Genomic DNA, 21496 nt, shown 5'->3' on the forward strand with positions numbered 1-21496 from the left:
TATTAAATAAAAAGGAGAATTGGAATGAAAAAGCTATTTTCTGCAGCTGCTATAGCTGCGATGACGGCTGTAACTCTGTGTGCAGCAGCTCCTGCCGTCACAAACGCTGAAAACCCCATTGTGCAGACATCCTTCACTCCCGATCCTGCGCCCGTTGTTTTTGATGACGAGCTGTGGGTATTCACAGGCTGTGACCGTGAGGGAAACAACGACTTCTACTACATGACAGGCTGGCAGGCTTTCTCCACAAAGGACATGAAGAACTGGACAGACCACGGCAGGATACTTGAGGATACAGGCTTTAGCTGGTGCAATGCCAATGATGCATGGGCTTCTCAGTGTATCGAGCGCAATGGAAAGTATTACTTCTATTTTACCACTACCAACAAGGGCGGCGGCGGAAGAGCTATAGGCGTTGGTGTCGCAGACTCTCCCGAGGGTCCATACAGTGACCCTAACGGCAAGCCCCTTTGCGGTCCGAACTGGGATTACATCGATCCTACTGTTTTCATTGACGACGACGGTCAGGCATGGCTCATGTTCGGAAATCCGAAATGCTACTATGTCAAGCTGAAAGAGGACATGGTAACACTTGACGGTCCGATACAGCAGTTTGACATGAACGCACAGCAGTTCGGCTCCAGCAACAAGGGCACGACCTACGGCGAGGGACCATGGATATACAAGCACGACAAGCTTTATTATCTGGTTTGGGCTTCATTCGTTGACGGCTTCGGCGGTGAGAGCCAGTGCTATGCTACAGGCAACTCTGTTACAGGTCCGTGGACCTACCGCGGCGTTATTCAGCAGGGCTCCAACTGCTTCACCACACACGGCGGTATCATTGATTATAAAGACCATTCTTATTTCTTCTATCATAAGAGCGGAATCCCGGGAGGCGGATCCTTTAACAGAAGTGCTTCCTGTGAGGAGTTTACATACAACTCCGACGGCACGATCCCTGTTATGAAGCTCACCAACTCAGGTCCCGACCAGCTTGAACCGCTGAATCCTTTCGAGAGAGTTGAGGCTGAGACTATATGCTGGAGCGAGGGCATCAAGACTGAAAAGGACGCAAATAATTCCGTAAACATCGGAAGCATCAAAAAGGGGGCTTATATCAAGGTGGCAGGCGTTGACTTCGGTGAGGGAGCCGATAAATTCACCGCATCTGTTGCTTCTGCCGAGAGCGGCGGCAATATCGAGCTCCACCTTGACAGCAAGACAGGTCCTGTCGTTGGCAATCTTAAAGTCAGCGGAACTGGAGGCTGGCAGAAATGGGAAGAGGTCTCCTGTGATGTAGCAGGTGCTGACGGTGAGCACGATCTCTACCTTGTATTCAACGGCGGAGACGGATACCTTATGAACGTTGACTGGTGGAAGTTTGACGGAGCAGGTTCAAGCTCATCAGACGTTGACCAGACATATATATTCAAGAACACATTCGAGGGCAAGCTTGACGGCTGCACTGACAGAGGCGGTGCCACTGTTGCTGTCAGCAAGGACGAGGCATATGAGGGCGACAGCTCTGTATACTGCTCCGATCGTTCAGCTTCATGGAAGGGCGTAGGCAAGACCCTTAACTATAAGTTCAAAGCAGGAGAGAGCTACAGCTTCTCGGCTGTTGTTAAGTACAATGAGGGGGCTCCCTCAACAACATTCCACCTGACCCTCCAGTACACAGGCTCGGACGGTGAGGCACACTATGATAAGATAGACACACAGGAAGTTTCCAAGGGTCAGTGGACACAGCTTGCCAATACAAGCTTCAAGATACCCGAGGGTGCAAAGAGTCCTCTTGTATATATCGAAACTGAAGGCGATTCCGATGATGATACTCCTGCAACCAACTTCTATGTCGACAATTTCTTTGCAGCAGTAGACGGCACAGTCATAGACGGTCCAAAGGCAGCAGTTACAACTACAACGACAGCTCCTCCTGTGGTAACGACGACTACTACAGCTCCTGTGCAGGACTTAAAGGAGCTCCTCAATTCCAAGGTAACAAAGTGGGGCGACGCCAACGGCGACAACGGCGTGGATATGGCTGACGTTGTTATCATAATGCAGTCACTTGCCAACCCTGACAAGTATAAGCTTACAGAGCCGGGTATCTTCAATGCGGACGTAAGCGAAGCAGGCGGCGGAATCACTTCAAACGATGCTCTCGTTATACAGAAGTTCCTTCTTGGTATAACAACCAAGCTCCCCGAGAGCTATTCCGACAATATCAAGACAGTTTCAACAGCTGCGCCAACGACAGTTCCAACTACAACGACTACCACTACAACTACAGCAGCAACTACAACAACTGTGACTACCACTACTGCAGCTGCTGCACATCTTTCAATGAAGGATTTCACAGCTAAGGTGCAGTCCGCTATAGCTGAAAAGGAGCCCGATTCTTCGCATCAGCAGAAGAACGGCGTTACATACGGCGAGATAAAGAGCGGAAGCTACTATTCAAATGTCTGCAAGAGAAATAAGAAGTACAATGTTCTCCTGCCTCCAAACTACGACCCGAACAAGAAGTACCCTGTAATGTACATTCTCCACGGTTACTACGAGAACCCTGACAGAATGCTGATCAAGGGCAACGATACAATGTATACACGTCAGATAATCGGCAATGCTATTGCTGAGGGCGCAGCTAAGGAAATGATCTGCGTATTCCCTGATGTATATTCAAGTGCTACTCAGGATTCAGTTACAGGCATGGATAACGCTAACAACGATGCTTATGACAACTTCATAAACCAGCTTATAAAGGATCTCATGCCTGAGATTGAGAAGAACTACAGTGTTCTTACAGGCAAGGAAAATACGGCTATTACAGGCTTCTCAATGGGCGGACGCGAGTCTCTCCTCATTGGTATGCAGAGATCCGACCTCTTCGGTTATGTAGGCGCTATCTGCCCCGCTCCCGGAGTTACAGGCTCGTTCAAGTGGGACAGCGGCAAGGAGCCATACTTCCTTATGATAACAGGCGGAAGCAACGACACGGTTGTTTACGACAATCCAAAGACTTATCATGAGAACTTCGAGAAAAACGGCGTTCCTCATATCTGGCACTATGTAAACGGAGGCTATCACGGTGACAACTCGATCCACGCTCACCTCTACAATTTCTGCCGCATAGCATTCCAGAACTAACGAATAATACTTATATTTATATACGGCTGCAAGGCTTAGCTTTGCAGCCGTTTTTTTTCTGCGAAAACGAAGTATGTACAAAATATATACTCTCCTTAAGAATATTTAATGTTATTATAAAGAAATCTTTAGCTTTTATAAAGTCAGAATACAGAATTGGGATTTATAATAATAACATCAAATACCAATGGAGGGATATGAAATGAAAAGTAATAAAAGAAAAACAGCGTTGATATGTCTTTGTGGAATAGCGGCAGTATCCGTAGGAGGAATGGCAGTATACAGTGCCTTTGGCTCTGCTCCAGAGACAGCAGCGGCTACCAATACAGCTTCTGTTGAAAGAATGGATATCAGGCAGTATGTCACAGTATCAGGCACTGTAAAGAGCAGTGAGACATCCGAGCTCAGCAGCGGTGCTGTAAATACAAAGGTGAAAAAGGTCAGTGTCAGAACAGGGGACAGAGTTAAAAAAGGCGATGTCATCGCGATCCTTGACGATTCCGAACTGCAAAGCAGGCTTGCAGCTGCTGAAAAGCAGCTTGAAAACATCAAAGCCAAAAACGACATCGAGCTCAGCTCTGCAAAGCGAATATACGACAATGCAGTTGCAGAGAGGGCGGAAAAGTCCGAAAGAGGCAGCAAGATACTTTCATCGGCAAAGGAGAGCTACGACAAGGCTCTGAGCGAAAAGAATGAAGCAGCCAAGGCTTACAGCGACGCAGTAAGCAGCAGGACAGCTAAGTCGGACGAGCTTAAAGCGGCTCTCGATGAGGCAGAGGCTGCCGCAGAAAGAGCAGCTGAACTGAAAACGGAACTGGATAATGCAAAGTCAGAGTACAAGAGGCTTAAAGCCGAGTATGATCTTCTTGAAGCTGACAGCACCACCTCGGCTGATGAGCTGAAAGCTGCAAAGGACAGATGTGACGAAGCTGCGGAGCTGTCGGCAGAAGCGGAAGCAGCTCTTACAGAAGCCAAGGAGCAGGCAAAAGCGTTGTCTGACATTGCTGAAAAGTATGCAAGCGAGTTGTCGTCGGCTGTACTGGACGAAAAGGAATCAAAAGCTGAGCTTTCCACTGCGGGCAGGTATCTGGAGCAGGCAAAGTCAGACGTGAATACTGCTTCCTACTCAAAAACAGACACTGACGAAGCAAATGCAGGTGATGTGGCAAATAAGGCTGATTCCCTTAAAGCAGCAGGTATATCTGCTGAGGATATGTTAAGTGAGCCAATGCAGCAGATAGAGCAGATAAAGCGCAGTATTGCAGACTGTACCGTAAGAGCAGACCGCGAAGGTGTTGTCACTGCCGTTAATGTCAAGGAGGGTGAGCTTTATACGGGAGGTACCATTGTTGTGATCCAGGACGACAGCAGTTTTATGGTATCAGCTTTTGCAGATCAGTACGATATAAGCAAGCTTGAAAAAGATCAGCATGTAGAGATAACCATAAACGCAGTTAGCTCCGAGGTTCTTGACGGAACTCTCAGCTTTGTTGCTCCTACACCTGATGCTCCAACGTATTCGGCGGAGGGTTCAGCTGCGGGCGGTACGGAATATTCTCTTGAAGCCGATCTCAGCAAACAGCCTGAGGGCATGCGCATAGGCATGACAGCCAAGCTCGGTATAATCACAGGGGAAAAGAAAGGCGTTCTTGCAGTTCCCGATAACTGTATTTCCACAGATGTTGACGGCAGCAGCTATATCACTGTTGAAGATGATGCCCATGCGCAGCGAAAGATAGCTGTTGAACGGGGAATATGCAATGATTACTATACGGAGATAATCAGCTCTGAGGTATCCGAAAATATGAAGGTCATAGCACCAAAAGAAGACAACAGCGATACAAGCGTATTCTATTGATAATGGGGAGGTACGCTATGAACAGTAATACGGTCATTGACCTGAGAAACATATACAAGCGTTTTTATGTGGGAAGTCCAAACGAGCTGGAGATACTTCACGGCATAGACCTGACAGTGAAAAAAGGGGAATTTGTCTCTATTGTAGGAGCTTCGGGCTCGGGTAAATCTACCCTTATGAATATTATCGGAGCTCTTGACAGGCCCACATCGGGGGATTATTCTCTTAACGGTATAGATATATGCTCTGCAAAGGACGGAGAGCTGTCACACATACGCAACAGGCAGATAGGTTTTGTTTTCCAGACATACAATCTTATCCCCCGGAACTCTGCACTGAAAAATGTTGAGCTGCCCATGATGTATGCAGGTATAAGCGGAAATAAACGCAGAAAGCGGTCCGAGGAGCTCCTTGACATGGTGGGCATGGGGGACAGAATGAAGCATACTCCCGACGAGCTGTCAGGCGGTCAGAAGCAGCGCGTTGCCATAGCAAGAGCCCTTGCAAACGAGCCCTCTATTATACTTGCGGACGAACCCACAGGAGCACTTGACTCGTCTACGGGACGTATGATAATGGACCTGTTCCATAAGCTACATCGTGAAAAGGGTATAACTATAGTCCTGATAACACATTCAAATGAGCTTGCAGAGGAAACAGAACGGATACTCACTCTTATGGACGGCAGGATAATATCTGAAAGGAGGGGCTCCGCTTATGCTGAAGGACAATATACTCCTTGCGCTCAGTGAGCTCAGATCAAACAAAATGCGTTCTCTGCTGACAATGCTTGGTATAGTTATAGGCATTGCCGCAGTCATAGCCATAATGATACTGGGTGATGGCATGAAGCGCTACACCGTGGATATGATGAGCAGTCCCGACTCCAGAAAGGTCTACTGCTTTGTGATACAGAAAGGGCAGAAAGACATATATGACGAATCAAGCTATGATTCCAGCGTGAGAGAAATAAAAAAGTCTGATGAATTCTCCGTAAAGACCTTCAGCAAGCTGGAGGAGGAATTCTCTGACAGACTTGAGGGAATATCCCTCAATTACGATCTGGGAGCCATGAAAGTCGGCACCGAAAAGCTTAATGTATGCGGCGTAAATCCGTGCGCACTTTCTCTCAAAGGCAATATCAGCGTAATTGCAGGCAGAGGCATATCCTCCGAGGAATACAGCAATGGGAAAGCTGTAGTTCTTATACCCGAGAAGAAAGCAGAGGCTATATACGGCAGCATTGAGAATGCACTGGGAAAGACAGTGGAATGCAGAAAGAACAACGATCTCAGCTGCTATACTGTTATCGGTGTATATCATAAGGAAAAGGAATCCATGATGCAGGGAATGTTATTCGGTGCAACGGGCGAGCCTGCTCTGATACCGTACAATCAGGCTGCGGTAACACCGCTTGATGAAACAGGCTTTGAGCAGTTTGAAGCTATCGCAAAGCGGGATACCGACCTTAATAAGCTGGCAGATGATATCAGGGCAAGCCTTAACAGCAGCTTCTACAAGGACAATGACGCATATAAGGCTGATGTGCTGGTACTGGAGGACACATTTAATACCATAGGCAGTGTTATAGGCATAATGAAGCTGGTGCTCATGGCTATTGCAGCTATATCTCTCATAGTAGGCGGCATAGGCGTTATGAACATCATGGTGGTTTCCATAACCGAAAGAACACGGGAGATAGGTACAAGAAAAGCACTTGGCGCTACTAATGGCAATATCCGTGTACAGTTCCTTATCGAAGCGATAATAATCTGTATGATAGGCAGTGCTGTGGGAGTAGGCTTCGGTCTGCTTCTTGGCAAGCTGATGAGCGTACTCATGGGGATAAACGGTACTGCTTCACCTGCAACTATCGCCGCAAGCGTAAGCTTCTCAATGGTATTCGGAGTATTCTTCGGATTCTACCCTGCAAGCAAGGCGGCGAAAATGAATCCCATAGACGCACTGAGATATGAATGATTGCGTTGCAAAATCTTTATTAACATGATATAATTATAGAGATCACTTTTACAGTGACCTCATTCTGACATACTGAAATGGAAGCGAGGCAGACTAAATGGCTTATAAAATACTGATCGCTGAGGACGACTCCGATATACAGGAGGTACTCAGGCTTTATCTGGTGAACTCGGGCTTTGAGGTCATAAGTGCATATGACGGAGCCGAGGCATACAGGATGCTTATTTCAGGATCACCCGATCTGGCGCTTGTAGATATAATGATGCCCGAGATGAACGGTTACGAGCTTACCAAGAAAATACGCGAAACAAGCAATATACCCATTATCATCATATCTGCCATGAATGCGGACAGCGATAAGATACTGGGACTTGACATCGGAGCCGACGATTATATAACCAAGCCATTCAATCCTCTGGAGGTAATCGCACGAATACAGTCCAATCTGCGCAGGATATACAAGCTTGATGCCGAGCCTTCCCCAAACAGCAGCGGTGATATGCTCTGTGTAGGCGACCTGAAGCTGGATCAGAAGAAATTTCTCCTTTATAAAAACGAAACTGAAATATTCCTTACTCCTACCGAGTTCAAGATACTGTCTCTTTTTATGGAAAAGCCGGGAATGGTATTTACCAAGTCACAGATATACGAGCGTATCAACGGTGATTTCTATGAGACTGACGACAACACAATGATGGTGCATATCTCCAAGCTCCGCGAAAAGCTTGGAGACAACAGCAAATCTCCTATCTACATAAAAACCGTGAGAGGACTGGGATATAAAATTGAAGATCCGAAAAAATAAAAAGCCCAAGAGCAGCCTTAAAGTTTTCATACTGGGAAATCTGGGATTGATGCTTGCAGTCATACTGTTTTTCATTGATATGCTGAATATTTCCTTTGAAGTTAGTGCTGGCAGAAAGCTGAAAGAAATATACCTGAAATATAATCCCGAAAGCTCTGTTTCCGAGGCGGCTGACTATGCTGAAACATATCTTGATGGACTGAACGAATACGATCCCGACCATAAAGAAATGGAAAAGGAGATAAATTACTATCTGGCGGAGTTTAGTAAGTGGGCGACTGTATCCCTTTATATCGTAGTCATAGTGATAATATTCATATTCGGAGTAAAGATAATAAGGCGTATATCCAAAGAGCTGAAAAAGCTGGATACGGCACTTGAGAATTTCTCACGAAGTGCTGCTGCAAACAACGAGATATCGGAGATAAATTCCGATATCAAGGAGTTCAACAATATCTGTACAAGCTACAACAGACTTGTTGCAAAGCTGAAAGAGAGCGAAAACGAGCGTATGCAGCTTGAATCTGAACAGCGCCGCATGATAGCGGACATATCCCATGATATAAGGACTCCCATAACCGCTGTGCAGGGCTATGCAAAAGCAATAAGCGACAATATGGTCGATGAGGAGACAAAGGAGAAATATCTCAGCAGTATATGCCAAAAAACAGAAACGGTTGCGGAGCTGGTAAATACTCTCCATGAATACAGCAAGCTGGAGCACCCCGACTTTGACTTCTCTATGGAGGAGGGAGACATCTGCGAGTACTTCAGGAGCTATCTTGCCATGAAGTATCAGGAGCTGGAACTGGCAAGCATTGAGCTTGAAGCCGATATCCCCGAAACGAAGATGATATTCAGCTTCGATCATAAGCAGCTCAGCCGTGTTTTCGATAACCTTATCACCAATTCCGTAAGACATAACGAAGCTGGAACTGTTATATTCACTGAGATAAAGGATACTGATACAGATATTGTCATAAGGATAGGCGACAACGGAAAGGGTATCCCCAAAGAGCTCAGGGAGTCTATATTCAAGCCTTTCGTTGTGGGAAACAAGTCCCGTACAGGTGCTAAAAGCTCAGGACTTGGACTGGCTATCAGCCGCAAGATAGTTGAAGCTCATAAGGGTACTATAGAGCTCATAGACGATGAAAGCGGCAAAATGAATACCATGTATGAGATAGTGCTTCACAGGGTATGAGCTGTCAGACAGCATACTATATCCGATTGATAAAAACAATAAGGGACGGCATCAGCCGTCCCTTGTTTTATATAGTCTTTCCATGTTCTGTTTTTATTCTTTTGGTAATTCTGAATCCTTTAATAACTCCTTTAGCAATTTTTCAAATTCTTTAAAGTCAATCTTGAAGTTCTCTGCACCGGCAGGCTGCCAGTCACCGTTTACGTATATGTATGAGCATACTCCTCCGAAACCTGCATTGCCTACATAGAAGCCGTCACGCATTATATATGTCTCTGTATCTGACATATATGTTTTATTGGTCTCATATATCCTGAATAAGCTATATCCGTATGTGGAGGTACTGAATTGGTGTTCATACGGAAGTCCATCTTCATATTCAAGCAATGGTTCAAATTTTTCCGCCATGAATTTATCAAGCGCATCATTGTCATGAGTGATACATGAAGCCAGAAGAGTCTCATCTAATCCGCTGTCACGTTCATCGAGCCAGATAGCTGTGTGAGGTGTGGGTATTTCAACATCTTCGTGATACAGTTTGGGATCAAGTTTTTCCTGCTGAGCATTATCAGGGACCTGAGTAGGAGCAGTATTGCCGTTTGGATCCTGTCCATGTTCCTCATTGTTTGAAGGCTTATCCTGCTGCTTTTCTTCACTTGAAGACTTATCCGCATCTTTGCGGTTCTCTGTAGTCGGCTGGACTTCTTCGGTCTTCTTGTCCTCCGGCTTTTTATCCTCGGGAGCTTTTTCATCCTGCTTGTTGTTGATGAGAGCGTGGAGCTTTACATCAAAATCAAGAATGTCCATATAGTAATTGGTACAGCCTGCGGGACACCATTTCGATACGGGATCGAGTACATAATCAACTCTGCCGACCTCACCGAAATTGCTTATGCTGAAGCCTGCATTTCTGAGCATTGTATCGCCGGATCTGTAAGAAATATCAATATTATAGCTGTTGACTGCATAATCATTCGGATAATTATAGTTATCATATGTGTTGAGCAGTGATGGAAGATCATAATAGATGAAGTTCTCAAGTCTTGCCCTGTTATTATCATCTGACGATATTAATACCTTGCCGTCGCCGTCAGTAATAGTTATCTCGGTCTTCAGATCGGGATAATCGTATTCGGACATGATATACAGCAGGTTGTTGCCGAAATATATATTGTTATCACAGGTGTAGCTTATTCCGTCTTTGTCGATAAATAAAGCAATTCCTGTATTTTCATCAGAATAGGCATATTCTTTGTTGATATAAAGATGTCCGGAGCTTGGGCTTATTAATGTAAGATCAAACATTGAAAAATCCCTGTTAGCCTCCATTGTCTCCATTTTCCAGCTGCTGCCCTTCATGCAGAGTCCGAGCAGCGTTTTCTGTATATCGCTGAGGTCTTTTATCTGCTCCATGTTTGCAAGGAAACCGAAATCCGATACATCTTCGTCGAAATCGACGCCGTTGTCTTTAAATTCACTTTCCATTATTTCGGCTATGCCGTTTATGAGTGCAAGACTGTCACATTCGTAGAACTTCTTTTTCCAGTTAAGATCTTCAAGAACAGCATACTCGATTATGTTATCGTCGCATATCTGGAGGTAGTAATTATCATTGGCAAGTATCATTCTCTGAGTTAACGGTGAATACGCGCCGCCGTTATCATAATGGAGAAATCTGCTGTAGTTTGCAGCTGCTCTCCAGCTCTCCTGAGAATCAAAAAGCTCTTTTATCTTTTCACGCATGGAATCAGTGAAGTCGAGATTTGGAAATACCAGATCGTATTTACAAGCCAGCAGCTCCGAAAAGGGATTTCCAACGACTATCTCAGCAGCCATTGTGGTGGTTTCAGCTTCATCAAGATTGCTCTCACTGTCGGTTTCGGCAGGCTTGAGCGACTTGTTTTTGCGGAGAAGCATACCTGTTGCACCTATGCCTGTAACAAGAACAGCGCCGGCTGCAAGAGTACTTACTATACGAAGTATGCGGTGTGAGGGCTCAATGCGTTCCGAACTGCTTATAACTTCAATATATCCGTCATCATTACTTTTTGTTTTTTCATTTTTTGTACCGGGCTTTATGGCTGAAATGATCTTATCAAATTTTGAATGTTTCATTTTCTTCTCCTCCTCATACTGAGCTATGCGGCGGTGTACATTCTCGATCATCTCTTCATGTTTCAACATAATCAAAACCCTCCGTTTCAAGTTGTGATCTGAGTGATTTACGAGCACGGTATAAGATGGATTCAAGACTGCGCAGACTCTTTTTCATTATCTTTGCAGCTTCTTTATTGCTGAATCCCTCAAAATAAATGAGCCATAGCACCTGCTGATATTTAGGCGAAAGCTTTCGCATTGCCTTGTGTATCGCGATCTGCTGTTCTTTTTTGAGGTAAGCCTCTTCAACAGCAGTTTCATCGTCTGTCATCTCAGGTGTTTCTTCAATAGAAATACAGGTCTTTTTGGAATACTTGCGAAGATGATCTATGGCTAAATTCCTGCCTATAGCATAAAGCCATGTCTTGAAGGAGCTTTTCTCTTTATACTTTGGCTTTTTTGTGCCAAGCAGTACAAAGGTGTCCTCTGCAAGCTCTTCTGCCGTCTGAATGTTTCCGACAATGCTTGTCAGGTACAGTATCAGACCGTCGCTGTATTCTATTATGATCTCATCTAATCCTTGTACATCACCATCATCAAGAAAACGGCGGTAGCTACTTGCACCGTTATCCATAGATCTGCTCCTTTCCGAAAGCTCTTTCACGGGCTTTCACTTATTAGACGATATGAGAATAAAAAACTACGCGCTTTTTTCGGAACATTTTTTTAGAAGAATTTTTTGTATTTGTAACAGAGGTTATAAGCTGATACGCGCATATTTATCATACGGTTTGACATTATCATATCATACTCGGCAGTAACTGTCAAGAACAGCCGAAGCTTCTGAATATTCACTTGAAATCCTTGGAAATAAATGTTATAATGTTAAACGCAGAGTGAGGTGGATATATGTCCGAAATAATGATAATCGATGACGATCAGAATATAAACGGCATGCTTGCAAAGGTCCTGAGCGACGAGGGCTACACTGTTTCGAGAGCCTATTCGGGAAGCGAAGCGGTGATGCTTCTGTCACAGAGCAGACCCGATCTCATACTTCTCGATCTTATGCTCCCCGGGATAACGGGAGAAGATGTGCTGAAACAGATAAAGGATATACCTGTTATAGTAGTAAGTGCAAAGGCTGACGTGACAAACAAGGTGGAGCTTCTGCTCAGCGGAGCGTCAGACTATATAACCAAGCCCTTTGATATGCAGGAGCTTCTTGCAAGGATAACGGTACAGCTCCGACACAGGAGCGACACTGATGAGAGCTGTTTAAAAGCAGGCGATCTTACTCTTATGTGCGATACCCTGACCGTTACGGCAGGTTCAGCCGAGGTCAGGCTCACAAGGACGGAATGTGCCATATTAAAGCTGCTTATGCAGAACTCCCGCACTGCTGTGGGAAAGACCACTATACTTGAAAAGATAAGCTATGACACTCCTGATTGCACAGAGCGCTCATTGAAGCAGCACATCAGCAATATACGTCACAAATTGCAGGCAGTAAGCGGCAAGGATTACATCGAAGCAGTCTACGGCATAGGCTTCAGACTGAAAACTTGACAAAATCTTGACTATCTCTTGTCCGCTTTCTTGACCTTTTTGTGCTATACTGTATTCAGAAACACAAAAGGAGGTCTTGCAATGGAATATGTTCTTAAAACAAAAAATATATGCAAGCAATATAAGAGATCCAAAGCTCTTGACGGGCTGACAATGAATGTGCCCAAGGGCTCTATCTACGGATTCGTAGGAAGAAACGGAGCAGGTAAGACTACTCTTATCCGTATAGTATGCGGTATGCAGCTGCCAACGAGCGGAGAGTTCGAGCTTTACGGCGTAAAGGATTCCGACGGCGGTATCTGTAATTCAAGACGCAGGATAGGCTCCGTCATAGAGACGCCGTCTATATATACCGATATGACGGCAGAGGACAATCTGAGACAGCAGTATCAGGTGCTTGGGCTTCCCGATTTCAGCGGTATCCCCGAGCTCCTGAAGCTGGTAGGTCTGGGAGATACGGGACGCAAAAAGGTGAGGAACTTCTCCCTCGGTATGCGTCAGCGTCTCGGTATAGCCGTGGCGCTCTGCGGAAGTCCCGATTTCCTTGTCCTTGACGAGCCTGTGAACGGACTTGACCCTGAGGGCATCGTAGAGGTACGTGAGCTCATACTTAAACTCAACCGCGAGAGGAAGATAACAGTACTTATCTCCTCACATATACTGGACGAGCTTTCAAAGCTTGCCACACATTACGGATTTATCAATAACGGCAGGATCATCCGTGAGATGAGTGCAGAGGAGCTTGAAGCCTCCTGCCGAAAGTGCATGAGACTGACGGTCACTGATACAGCCGTGCTTTCGACAGTGCTTGACCGTATGGGTATCGACTTCAAGATCAACGACGAAAACTCCGCTGATATATACGCAAAGCCCAACATCACACAGCTTTCCCTTGCACTTGCCAATGAGGGCTGCGAGGTGCTTTCACTGGAGGAGCATGACGAGAGCCTTGAAAGCTTCTATATCTCCCTGATAGGAGGTGCTGATCATGCTTAAACTGATGCGTGCTTATTTCAGCCGACTGGGTAAATGGACTATTTTCCGTGTCCTTGCATTGTTGATGCTTGTCGGCGGTGTGGGAGCAGCTTTATTTCTCAGGGAAAAGCCCATGGTATTCCAGCTGCCTTACATTGCGTCGTTCCTTGTTTTTCCGCATTACGTCGGCATAATCATTGCACTTTTCAATTATCCGCTGTTCACAGGCGGAACTATTCGTAATCAGATCTCTGTGGGACATAAGCGTAGCAGCGTCTATTTCGCAGACTGGGCAGCGTCCGTTGCTTTCTCGGTATCACTGTATCTGCTGATGACATTAAGTCTGCTTGCAGTTGCAGGACTGTTTGGCAATACAGACGGTATTATTGCCAAGAATGTAGCAGAAGGCGTTGTGCTCACCACTTGCCATGTGGCATTATTTGCTACTATCTCACAGGTGTTCTGTGTCATATTAAAGGGCGTAAAGAGTTTCCTTGCCATTTATCTTGGAAATCAGTTCCTGATACTTGTAAGTATCGGTGTGGCTGCGCTCAAGAATTTCCCTGAGAAGCTGGGCTACTTCCTGCCGACCTTTGTATGCATGAATATCAAGAATTACGGAGTTCCCGACAGTATCGTTACAAACGGTGTAGTTTCGGATTACAGCTTCCTGCCTGCTCTTGGAGCAATGGTGCTGGAAACTGCTCTGGTATTCATCTGCGGAATGCTTTATTTCAGAAAAACCGATCTTAAATGACGGAGGTATCTTTATGTTATACGGTCTGCTGGCGATACTGCTCACAGCGGCAGTTGTCAAGATAATAATACTGAAAAAATCGGCAAGGGAGATAGCTGACGAATTTGCCGACAGACTGGATAATGATACCAACACGCTCATAGATATATCTTCCCATGACAGGGATATGCTGCGGCTTGCAAACAGTATAAACGAGCAGCTGCGTGTTCTTCGGAAGGAGCATCTTCAATATCATCTGGGCAATACAGAGCTGAAAACAGCCATAACGAATATTTCCCATGATATCCGAACTCCTCTGACAGCTATATGCGGATACCTTTACCTGATAAAGAAGACAGACGACAAGGAGCTTATCCACAGCTATCTGGAGATAATCGGCGAGCGTACCGAGACAATGAAGCAGCTTACAGAGGAGCTATTCCGCTATTCCGTTATAGTGTCCGATGAGACCGAAGCCGAAATGCAGGAGGTCAGGGTGAATCAGGTGCTGGAGGACTGTATCATGGGCTATTGCGGCGCTCTGGACGAAAAGGGGATAGTGCCCGAGGTACATATTACCGAGAACACTATAGTCCGAATGGTGAATAAAGCAAGCCTTGAAAGAGTATTTTCAAATCTTCTCAACAACGCCCTGAAATACAGCGACGGCGATCTGGAGATAACCCTGTCAGACACAGGTGAGATCACATTTTCAAACACGTCCCAAAGGCTTTCTGCGGTGGAGGTGGAGCAGCTCTTTGACAGATTCTATACTGTTGAGGCAGCAAGAAACTCTACGGGACTGGGTCTTTCGATCGCCAGAACTCTTGTGGAGCGCATGGGCGGAACAATCACAGCTTCATATGATAATAAAAGGCTTACCATCAGGATAAAGCTTTGACATATATGCCATGATATATAAAATATCAGCCCCGAGGCAATGCTTCGGGGCTGAGCTGTTATATCATATCATGGCAGTTTTTATTTGTATGTGTGAGCTGTTTATGCTAAAGAGCTCTTGTTTCCCAGGAGATACTGCTGTATGCACAGAGCGTCACTTACAGTGAGTCCGGCTGTGGACTTATCGACGTCTGCATTTAACTTTCCTTGTTCTGTGATCGGATTTTTGGCGGTGCCGCCTACATCGTACTTATTGGGATTTGCGAGAGCCTGCATTACGATAACGGCGTCAGAAAGATCGAGGTCGCTGTCGCAGTTGGCATCGCCTTTTTTGCTGCTGTAAGGTGCGGCAGCTGTTACAGCTGTTGTAACTCTGCTGTCAAAGGGAACTGTTGTAGTTCCCATTGGCTCTGCTAACTGTGTATTTGTGTACTGACCGCGGGCGTTCCATGCCATAGTTTCGAGGTCTGAGGTGTCGATACCGCATTTCCTTGAAACATATTCAAGTATTATTTCGGTATCCATTGCGTCTCCGCTGACTCCGCTGCCGTCAAGGTCAAAGTTTTTGATGTAATTGTCCATTATCTCGTCGGGAACGGTATTTATGTCTTCCGAGGTATGTGTCTGTGAATAGAGAGTATTTTCGGCGTATATATAGTCTTTTTCGTCGATGATGCCGTTCATATCCACATCGGGAGCAGGTATTATGCCTGCTTCAACATTGACGTAGTATCTGTCGTATATGAACTGACGGACTTCCTTTGAAGCATAGTTGAAGGCGTACACATAGTTATAGCATAGGCTGAACAGGTCGTCGGGATCGGTCAGGGGGTATTTTGTTCCGTCAAGGCAGTTTGTGCCGTCCCACGGATAGTTTGATACCTCGCCGTTTATCCATGCTTCTCTGAAGCTGTCGTATTCCTGTTCCTTCCTTGTCTTGACGCCAAGCTTCTCACAGATATAGATCTGAGCGATGCTGCAGTCGGCTGCATCACCGCTGATACCGTTTTCGTTGAGATCGAAGTTATTGAGGAAGTTATATATCATCTCATCGGAATACCTATCGCTTTTGGCGTACCTGTAATTATTGAATATATCCTCACATGCAGTATGGTCGAACATATTTATTCTTCCGTCAAGGTTGACATCAGGCTCGGGGAGAAGCCCCTGTTCGACCTTCTTCCTGTAGACAGCGTACTCTGCATCGATATTGGTCATATCCACATTTGTCCTGATATCGGAAGAAGAGAGCTTCATTTCCCATTCGGTGTTCTCAACCGCAGTTTCAAAGTCTCTGAGAATGTCCTTGTAGATCGGCGAATCATTTTTTCTGTTGTCGTATCTTGTGTCCCAGAGATATTCATAATAATTGCTGTCTGAATATTCTGGTCTGAACTGCTCATTTTCAAAATAATACTTTATGAGATAGTCTGAAAAGACAGGTGAGATCACCTTGTCATCTTTCAGGGAGCTGAGCAGTTCAAGGCACTTGGCTTCCGACTCTGATGGGAATTTTACTGCGGACAGCTCATTATATATCCTTAGTTTATCATCATAGGAGAGATTCTCGGGATCCATTTCAGCGTAAAGCACAGCAGGTTCATCGAATATCTTACGGAAGAAGTAAATGTCCATTATATCTCCCATATCGAATATGCCGCTGCCGTCTACGTCCAGAAGGTCTGCACGGTCTTCAATGGCTTTTGCAGCTATATCGTACAGCCCGTAGAAGGTCTCTGTTTCTTCTGTAAAGCACTTTACAAAGTTATTGCTGACCTCATTATCTGCTCCATAATATTTGGGGTCAATATAGTCTCTTGTTATCTCATTGTAGCAGGTGAAGTAGCTGATAAGAGCTCCCACATCGTGTTCGTCAAACTCGCCGTCATTGTTGATATCATAATTTATGCCGCTGTTGTTCAGAGCTTCATCGCCGTTTGCAAGGCAGTATAAATGGTAGATGTCATGTATGTCGAATTTGCCGTTCTCGTCAAAGTCAAAGGCACTTTCGTTTTCGTGCCATTTATCGTATGGATAGTCTTCAAGGCTGTATCTGGAATTGAAAAGCTCGTAAGGTATCTGTCTCATGCCCTCAGGCGCAGCATTGGCAATGGGATTTGAAACAGCCGATGAAGCTATCAACAATGCAGCAAAGCTGCCAGATAATTTATTCATATAATATACCCTCCTGTGTGTGATTATCGTAACGTCAGTTGTTGTGGTCACGGCAGCATTTGTAACAGAGGAAGCTGATATAGCTGTGCTCTGCACGTAGGTATTTCTTACTGTGGAGGAAGAAATACTATGTGCTGTCGTTTCAGAGGTGCTTTTAGCTGTTGTGACAGCAGCTTTTGTTTTTGATGACGATACAGCGGAGGTGCCGACAGAAGTCACTGTAGTCTCATTGATACGGTTGGTTCCCATTGTTGTGGAAGTGCTTGCAACAGGGGAGTCTGTAGTGTTTATAACATTACTGTTGCCGAAATCAACTGAGGAAGGCTCTTTTGCAGTATTGCTGTGCCATATGCCAAGTCCGACAACAGCGGCAGCGCACAGTGCAGAAACGCCTGCTGTTATCCTGCGGATACGCATGCTGCGGATACGTTTTTCTTCAATGATCCTGTCGCCGCGGGCTTTGACTATTTCCGCCATGGTCTTATAATCCATAGAACACTGCTCCTTCCTGTTCAATTTCTTTTTTCAGAGCATTTTTAGCTCTGTAAAGCAGATCCCTGATCTGCTTGCTGCTTCTGTTCATTATCTTAGCCGCTTCGTCATTTTTGAAATCCTCAAAGAAAATGAGGTAAAGCACCTGACTGTATTCAGGTTTAAGCTTTGAGATGAGCCTGCGCAGGTCGGCACGCCGCTCATCTTCGATGACCTTCTGTTCAATATTCTCCTCACCGGAAATATCATACGCATTATCAAGAGATACCGAATCAAACCTTGAAAACTTGCGTTTTATATCGATAGCCTTGTTTCTTCCTATAGTATAAAGCCATGTTTTGAAAGCACCCGTACCCTTGAAGGCAGGCTTTTCTACATAAAGCTTTACGAAGGCATCAATGGCAGCTTCTTCTGCCTGATATATGTCTCCGATTATACTGTAAAGGTAATATACAAGACCGTCCTTGTAATCGCGGATTATCTCATCGATAGCGTCTTTATCTCCTGAGAGGAAACGGCTGTAGCTACTTAAACCGTTATCCATGTCTTCCTCCTTTCGGCAGGAAATATTTCCATTTGTAACTTATACGAAAGAAAAGCGGCAGATGTCGCAGTTTTATCCGAAAAAATTTCTTAAATACTCACAAAGTACGAATTATCTATATAATTATTATACTCTGTGAGGCGTAGACAGTCAAGAAGAGCACCATTATAAAAAAGAACAGGCGGCATTGCCGCCTGTTTGATATATCGTTATTGCACCAGTTCCCTGCGCAGACAAACCATGTCAAATATATCAGCTGAACTATCCTCGTTCATATCAGCAAGTTTGAACTGCTTTTTTGTGATAGATTCAGTGCCAAGAAGATATTTGTTCATAAGGAGCAGGTCAGCTACATTTACGGTACCGTCCATGTTTAGATCGCCCTGCCGGTACTCTGTAAGCTTAAAATTGCATACAAGAGAAACAGCTTTATCTGCTGTTACGGTTATGGTAGGAGAATCAGAGTTTACTGCGCCCGTCCAGCCTGCGAATGTATAGTTATCGGCGGGCTTTGCAGTAAGGGTCAATTCCTGTCCTTTTTCAAAAGTTCCTGTCCAGACATTTCCCGAAAAAGCAGCATCGGCAGAATCTACGGAAAAGTCTCCGTTTCCCTGAACGGTAACTGTCACGGTACTGCTGTCCTTTGATATGCCGAGGTAGTTCTGCATATTCTCAACAGCGTATTCTGCACGGTTTTTGAAAAAAGTACGCATTACCTCCATTTCACTGTGGTAATATTCTTTCTGCTCTGCAATGAAGCTGTCAAAGTCAACTGCGGGGTTACCGTCGTACCAGCGCCATGCGGACATTGCATAATAGTCCATATATCTGCTTTCTTCAGCATCAAGCTCCGCACACATCTTTGATGACTCGAATACGGAATATGCAAATGAATAGAACCTGTCTGCAAACTTCTGCTTGAATTCGGGATTTTTAAGGAGTTCCGAGAATATCAGAGTGGGTATTCCTTCCTTAACAGCTTCCACTTTCTTGAAGCTGTCATACTTATACAGCTCGGAATCGTCAGCATCAGCATAGGAAAGTCCTACAGAGTAATCAAAATCGAATGCGCCGAATCGCCATTTGCCGTCAGTATAAGGATTGTCCGTAGGCTCGTCGCCGTTGTATCGCCATAGGAAATAATTGTAGTTCGGCCAGTCCCATGTGCAGATATACAGACCTGTACAGTAACAGTCGATAATACTGTCTATATCGACCTTTGAAGTGACGTATTCGTAGTTTTCGGGAACTGTCAGATCATTATCGCGGCAGAATTCACCAAGCAGCTGAAGATTCATGGGCTCCTCATCGGGACCCTCTTCAAGCTCACCGTTTTTGATGATTGTAACATTTTCGGAGGGGACGCCGTATTTGGACTGTATATAATAATCGGAGGCTTTCTCGGTTATCTCATACATTCCCCACAGCTCTCCGTCAATGAAAAGCATACATCTGTCACAGGCATAGGTCGAAAGCGCCGGGAGGTCACGGACAGAAGAATCAACAACATGCTCTCTCAGCCTGTCCACCCAAGTGACAGCCCTGAGTCCGAATGAATCGTAACGCTTTATTATCTTGCCGTCATCAACTGAGTAATTATCGTCAATGAGCTTATAGTCAAGCTTAGAGTCGCCGTATTCGCTTCTCGCATACAGATTGAAGCTTTTTGCGGAGCTGTTTCTTGTGGCGGAGCCTCTTATGCGAATGCCCATTTTCTGATCGAAGCCAAGCTTACCGTCCTCAAAATACGTGATATCAGCCTCACGCTCCCACTTTTTACCTGAGGAATAGAAGTTGGCGACCTCATCCAGTGAATAACTTGCGTTGGGCTCGGCTTCGATTTTTTCAAGCCAGTCCATGTACTTCTGACCTGCAACATAAATACCCTTATCCTTGCCGAAGAGATTGTCGGGGTCTGTTACCACGGAAATTACAGGTATATCAGAATAGTAACTGAGCTTTTCGTCGTTCATAATGAAGTAGGTCTTTGAAACTACTCTGCTGAACGTGCCGTCTTCAGACAGAGCGGCTGCTCTTACGATAGTTGCCTTGTCGAATTTTTCTGGATTTGCCACATAATACTGAGCGAGATTGATGGAGTATGGGCTGTTGTCCTCATGCTGGAACTTGCTGTAGACATTGTCTTCTGAACTTCTGTCGTACATGGGTATCGCACCGCTGTATATCTCGACAGTATCAGATGTGGTAGGGTCAGAACCGTCAAGGGTATAGAAGATAGTATCTTTCGAGTTGATGGTTAGCTCTTTTACATCATTTTCGCTGTAGAAGCCTGACTCCAGAGAAAAAACAGGCTCGATAGTTACAGACTGATTGGCAGAAGCAGGGGTGGGAGACATTACGGAAAAGCTTCCGTCAGATAAGCGTCCGTATGTTGTGTCCTCAGCAAGTGCAGGTATTTCAAGCTTTATCAGTTCTGCTCCGTCAGGTGAGGAAAGAATGAGAGTTTCACCTGATTTACTGAGAGAAAAGCCTGTATTGAGATCTGTCATGTCAGCTCCGTTCTTTGCAGCAGCAATGATAAGATACTCTCCATGCTTTATGACCGAACCTGACGGGAAAATATACTTCATGGGAGCACTTTCATCGTCTGTCAGTCCGAAGCCCGAAAGGTCGATGTCCGCAGTACTGTCGTTATAAAGCTCGATCCAGTCCGAGGCACGGCCGAGACTGTCAGTGAAGCAGCTTTTGTTCTGGGAGCATACTTCGTTTATGTAAAGTCCCTCCGCAGACTGTTCAGCCGAAGCAAAGGGCGCACCGCAGGGCATTGCCGAGACCATTAGCAATGCCGTTGTAATGCTGGCAATTTTTTTAATAAAGTTCATAAAATTACCTCACTATGTATCGTATAATAAAATATTATATCACACTGATATGTAAATAGCAAGATACAGCGATAAAATCGCCTTATCACATGTAATTTTCCGTATAAATTTTTTGATGTTTGTTGATATATAACAGCACATTAGTACTATGCCCGAACCTGCAAA

15 protein-coding genes are annotated in these 21496 nt (G+C 45.1%); 10 read left to right on the plus strand and 5 right to left on the minus strand.

Annotated elements, in window-relative coordinates; translation table 11 throughout:
- Window positions 1-24: 24 nt before the first annotated feature.
- The 6 genes from N774_RS19680 (at window position 25) to N774_RS16605 (ending at window position 9000) form a co-directional block, all read left to right on the plus strand.
- Window positions 25-3153, plus strand: coding sequence for a family 43 glycosylhydrolase (locus tag N774_RS19680; protein ID WP_024859523.1), 3129 nt, complete (start codon window positions 25-27; stop codon window positions 3151-3153).
- Between the two features lie 202 nt (window positions 3154-3355).
- Window positions 3356-5011, plus strand: coding sequence for an efflux RND transporter periplasmic adaptor subunit (locus tag N774_RS0101445; protein ID WP_196231513.1), 1656 nt, complete (start codon window positions 3356-3358; stop codon window positions 5009-5011).
- 17 nt (window positions 5012-5028) lie between these two features.
- Complete coding sequence (locus N774_RS0101450; protein WP_024859525.1) at window positions 5029-5763, plus strand: ABC transporter ATP-binding protein; 735 nt, start codon at window positions 5029-5031, stop codon at window positions 5761-5763.
- The gene (locus tag N774_RS0101455) at window positions 5729-6991 is read left to right on the plus strand and encodes an ABC transporter permease (protein ID WP_024859526.1); all 1263 of its coding nucleotides are present in this window, start codon (window positions 5729-5731) and stop codon (window positions 6989-6991) included. Before N774_RS0101450 ends, N774_RS0101455 begins: the two co-directional genes overlap by 35 nt.
- A gap of 97 nt (window positions 6992-7088) precedes the next feature.
- Window positions 7089-7796 (plus strand): response regulator transcription factor, encoded by a 708-nt coding sequence (locus tag N774_RS0101460; RefSeq protein ID WP_024859527.1) that lies wholly within the window; start codon window positions 7089-7091, stop codon window positions 7794-7796.
- Window positions 7777-9000 (plus strand): sensor histidine kinase, encoded by a 1224-nt coding sequence (locus tag N774_RS16605; protein ID WP_024859528.1) that lies wholly within the window; start codon window positions 7777-7779, stop codon window positions 8998-9000. Before N774_RS0101460 ends, N774_RS16605 begins: the two co-directional genes overlap by 20 nt.
- 93 nt (window positions 9001-9093) lie before the next feature.
- Here N774_RS16605 and N774_RS0101470 read toward each other — a convergent pair whose 3' ends face one another.
- Window positions 9094-11184 (minus strand): hypothetical protein, encoded by a 2091-nt coding sequence (locus tag N774_RS0101470; RefSeq protein ID WP_024859529.1) that lies wholly within the window; start codon window positions 11182-11184, stop codon window positions 9094-9096.
- A complete protein-coding gene (locus N774_RS0101475) occupies window positions 11171-11731 on the minus strand; it encodes an RNA polymerase sigma factor (protein ID WP_024859530.1) in 561 nt (186 codons plus the stop codon). Before N774_RS0101475 ends, N774_RS0101470 begins: the two co-directional genes overlap by 14 nt.
- 275 nt (window positions 11732-12006) lie before the next feature.
- Between N774_RS0101475 and N774_RS0101480 the strand changes: the two genes are divergently transcribed.
- The 4 genes from N774_RS0101480 (at window position 12007) to N774_RS0101495 (ending at window position 15278) form a co-directional block, all read left to right on the plus strand.
- Complete coding sequence (locus N774_RS0101480) at window positions 12007-12666, plus strand: response regulator transcription factor (protein WP_024859531.1); 660 nt, start codon at window positions 12007-12009, stop codon at window positions 12664-12666.
- An 81-nt stretch (window positions 12667-12747) separates the two neighbouring features.
- Window positions 12748-13662, plus strand: coding sequence for an ATP-binding cassette domain-containing protein (locus N774_RS0101485; RefSeq protein ID WP_024859532.1), 915 nt, complete (start codon window positions 12748-12750; stop codon window positions 13660-13662).
- Window positions 13655-14398 (plus strand): hypothetical protein, encoded by a 744-nt coding sequence (locus N774_RS0101490; RefSeq protein ID WP_024859533.1) that lies wholly within the window; start codon window positions 13655-13657, stop codon window positions 14396-14398. The genes N774_RS0101485 and N774_RS0101490 overlap by 8 nt, the downstream gene beginning before the upstream one ends.
- 13 nt (window positions 14399-14411) lie before the next feature.
- Window positions 14412-15278, plus strand: a complete 867-nt coding sequence (locus N774_RS0101495) for a sensor histidine kinase (protein WP_024859534.1) — start codon at window positions 14412-14414, stop codon at window positions 15276-15278.
- 101 nt (window positions 15279-15379) lie between these two features.
- Here the strand turns inward: N774_RS0101495 and N774_RS0101500 are convergent, their stop codons facing one another.
- From N774_RS0101500 to N774_RS0101510, 3 genes are all read right to left on the minus strand, one after another.
- Window positions 15380-17944 (minus strand): hypothetical protein, encoded by a 2565-nt coding sequence (locus N774_RS0101500; RefSeq protein ID WP_024859535.1) that lies wholly within the window; start codon window positions 17942-17944, stop codon window positions 15380-15382.
- Entirely contained in the window at window positions 17934-18488 is a 555-nt protein-coding gene (locus N774_RS0101505; protein ID WP_024859536.1) for an RNA polymerase sigma factor, read from the minus strand. The genes N774_RS0101500 and N774_RS0101505 overlap by 11 nt, the downstream gene beginning before the upstream one ends.
- Before the next feature lie 209 nt (window positions 18489-18697).
- Window positions 18698-21331 (minus strand): CotH kinase family protein, encoded by a 2634-nt coding sequence (locus tag N774_RS0101510; protein ID WP_024859537.1) that lies wholly within the window; start codon window positions 21329-21331, stop codon window positions 18698-18700.
- Between the last annotated feature and the right edge of the window lie 165 nt (window positions 21332-21496).

This window comes from Ruminococcus flavefaciens AE3010 (assembly GCF_000526795.1).
In the GTDB taxonomy this organism is placed as follows: Bacteria; Bacillota; Clostridia; order Oscillospirales; family Ruminococcaceae; genus Ruminococcus; species Ruminococcus flavefaciens_D.

Bases quoted from the DNA above. Each gene is read 5' to 3' on its own strand.
- N774_RS0101480 (WP_024859531.1), top strand. From the start codon at position 12,007: ATGTCCGAAATAATGATAATCGATGACGATCAGAATATAAACGGCATG.
- N774_RS0101505 (WP_024859536.1), bottom strand. From the start codon at position 18,488: ATGGATAACGGTTTAAGTAGCTACAGCCGTTTCCTCTCAGGAGATAAA.
- N774_RS19680 (WP_024859523.1), top strand. From the start codon at position 25: ATGAAAAAGCTATTTTCTGCAGCTGCTATAGCTGCGATGACGGCTGTA.
- N774_RS0101500 (WP_024859535.1), bottom strand. From the start codon at position 17,944: ATGGATTATAAGACCATGGCGGAAATAGTCAAAGCCCGCGGCGACAGG.
- N774_RS0101470 (WP_024859529.1), bottom strand. From the start codon at position 11,184: ATGTTGAAACATGAAGAGATGATCGAGAATGTACACCGCCGCATAGCT.
- N774_RS0101510 (WP_024859537.1), bottom strand. From the start codon at position 21,331: ATGAACTTTATTAAAAAAATTGCCAGCATTACAACGGCATTGCTAATG.
- N774_RS0101450 (WP_024859525.1), top strand. From the start codon at position 5,029: ATGAACAGTAATACGGTCATTGACCTGAGAAACATATACAAGCGTTTT.
- N774_RS0101460 (WP_024859527.1), top strand. From the start codon at position 7,089: ATGGCTTATAAAATACTGATCGCTGAGGACGACTCCGATATACAGGAG.
- N774_RS0101490 (WP_024859533.1), top strand. From the start codon at position 13,655: ATGCTTAAACTGATGCGTGCTTATTTCAGCCGACTGGGTAAATGGACT.
- N774_RS0101445 (WP_196231513.1), top strand. From the start codon at position 3,356: ATGAAAAGTAATAAAAGAAAAACAGCGTTGATATGTCTTTGTGGAATA.
- N774_RS0101485 (WP_024859532.1), top strand. From the start codon at position 12,748: ATGGAATATGTTCTTAAAACAAAAAATATATGCAAGCAATATAAGAGA.
- N774_RS0101455 (WP_024859526.1), top strand. From the start codon at position 5,729: ATGCTGAAGGACAATATACTCCTTGCGCTCAGTGAGCTCAGATCAAAC.
- N774_RS0101495 (WP_024859534.1), top strand. From the start codon at position 14,412: ATGTTATACGGTCTGCTGGCGATACTGCTCACAGCGGCAGTTGTCAAG.
- N774_RS0101475 (WP_024859530.1), bottom strand. From the start codon at position 11,731: ATGGATAACGGTGCAAGTAGCTACCGCCGTTTTCTTGATGATGGTGAT.